We start from the raw sequence: 2,142 nt of genomic DNA on the forward strand, positions 1-2,142 counted from the left end.
TATAGTTAAGTCTTTATAAAATCGATACAGCCCATATCATAAAACAGTTTAGGGAGATTATTCTCCATCCACCCTTGGCGCAGAAACTTAGCCTGTGCCCATTTTTTCTCAATAGGGTTCAGATCAGGGCTGTACGGCGGCAGCCAAAGAATACGATGGCCATGTCTGTTTAATAGTTTTTGAATGCGTTTGCTTTTATGAAACCGAGCGTTATCCATGACAATCACGCATTTAGTCTTGAGACTTGGAATTAAAGTGTGTTTGCACCAGTCGTAGAATATGGTGCCATTGATGTTCTGCTCAAAGTAATCAAGCGCAAAAAGCATTTTTTCATAGAGAGCTCCGATGACGTTGGTTCGCTTTTTTGCTTGCCAGTTGTAGCTATCGATACAGGGTGTACCAATCGGTGCATAGCCATGAGAACGAATGGTTTCAGCCTCAAAGCCGCTTTCATCCATATAGACAATGGGGTAGCCTTGCTGCGTAAAGCTATCAAGCTTATTCTGGAATACTGCTCTTTTTATCGGACACGCTTTTGGATGTTCTAAGGTCTTTTTTTTGACTGATACCAAGACGCTTTAAAGCATTAAAGATGCCAGTCTTACTACAGTTCAAGCGACGAGCTCTTTCATAGTTATAATCATCTGGATATGTTTTTACGTCTTCAATCAATGCGTCATCAGGTATTTTAGTTGGTGCTTTATTTCTGGTTGTTTTAGGAGTTAGGTTCTGCTGCCAGCTGTGAATGGTGCTGGTGCTAAGTCCATAAAACAGCGCAGCTTCTCGTATGGTCATGCCATCAGCGATGCTAGAAAGTACCTGTTTGCGATAGTCTATTGAATAAGTCATTGTTTATTTCATTAATTAAGATTGTTATAAATATTGTATCGGTTTTATTTGGATTAGACTATACCTATTGAAGATTTACTACAGACAGACTTCAAAGAAGAACTTCTAGGTTTTATAGAGAGTTTAATTAATTGGGCTATTGAACTAACTGAGCCTTCTTGGGCTGAAGAATATGATTTTAAAGGCAATCGAGGCAGCTTTTATGACTTCATGGACGCTTTAGGTAATATCATAAGCATGATCTGTAGTAAGTTACCTTTTAGTGAAACCTATCATAGATTTGTAGAACCTATACTGGCTCTAAAGACTCAAGAAGGTTGGAAGCTTATAGAGCCATTAATTGGTTATTGTAGTAGCAATCTCTATGATGAATTGATTAGACCTCTTGCAAAAGTCATAATTTAAGCTCGGAATTAATGATACCAGCAAACAGCTTCATTCTAAGATCATAGCGCTGACGACGGTTGCGATATTTATGAGCCACGATTTTAAACAACTTGATTAAGCCTATTTTGTGCTCAACCACAATACGGAACTTTGCCAGATAGTGATTGGCCTGTTTGCATATCTCTAATAACTGACCACCACGAGGTTTCTTAAATGGCGTGAAAGTTTGCTCATGTAACTTTGCTAACCCTTGATAACCACTATCGGCTAGTAGCTTGGCGTCACAAGGTAACCAGTCAGGACAAGTATCTTTATACAGCTTAAAATCGTGGATTGACCCTTTACAGGTTTGCACATCAAGTATCAAACCAGTTTGCCAATGAACGATAACCTGCGCTTTTAAGGTGTGTTGTTTTTTCTTACCGCTGTAGTAGTCTCTTTGGTTTTTTTTGGACGCTCAATAGGGGTTTCGGTAGCATCAACAATGACGACTGACCAATTGATGTCGTCATCGACACGACTAGGCAGCTTTTTAGGTAATTCAAACTTGCCAGAGTCAATCAGTGTGTCTTCTACTTTACGAATGATACGGCTAGCAGAAGACTCATGAATACCAAAGTCCATACTGATATGATAAAGCGTGCGGTATTCACGCCAATAAGTCAGGGCTAGTAGTATCTGCTCCTTAAGACTGAGCACACTTGGTCTACCTGATTTGGTCTTAGATGCTTCATGCTCTTGCATGGCATCAAGCATGTCATAAAAGGTGGCTTTATGAATGCCAGTGTAGCGTTTAAAACCAGCGTCACTTTGTTTGAGTAGCTTATCTATGTTTGGCATGGTTCTTAGACAACGATGAATGTTCTTCTTATTTTAATTCCCTCTGCTACTTTTGCAAGAGGTCTA

Annotated in this window: 3 protein-coding genes and 1 pseudogene; all 4 read right to left on the reverse strand. The window is 39.5% G+C overall.

Features of this window, described 5'->3' with window-relative positions; translation table 11 throughout:
• Positions 1–5: 5 nt before the first annotated feature.
• Positions 6–572, reverse strand: coding sequence for an IS630 family transposase (locus tag W234_RS14475; RefSeq protein WP_227501901.1), 567 nt, complete (start codon positions 570–572; stop codon positions 6–8).
• Positions 499–849 carry an IS630 transposase-related protein gene (locus W234_RS14760; RefSeq protein ID WP_025643618.1) on the reverse strand — a complete coding sequence of 117 codons (351 nt, stop codon included), beginning with the start codon at positions 847–849 and terminating at the stop codon, positions 499–501. Before W234_RS14760 ends, W234_RS14475 begins: the two co-directional genes overlap by 74 nt.
• Positions 850–1,243: 394 nt before the next feature.
• A pseudogene (locus W234_RS0104750) lies at positions 1,244–1,627 on the reverse strand (transposase family protein); the annotation flags it as partial.
• Positions 1,628–1,635: 8 nt separating this feature from the next.
• Positions 1,636–2,076, reverse strand: coding sequence for a transposase family protein (locus W234_RS0104755; protein WP_025643546.1), 441 nt, complete (start codon positions 2,074–2,076; stop codon positions 1,636–1,638).
• Positions 2,077–2,142: the final 66 nt, after the last annotated feature.

The sequence above is a fragment of the Psychrobacter sp. TB15 genome (assembly GCF_000511655.1).
Classification (GTDB): domain Bacteria; phylum Pseudomonadota; class Gammaproteobacteria; order Pseudomonadales; family Moraxellaceae; genus Psychrobacter; species Psychrobacter submarinus.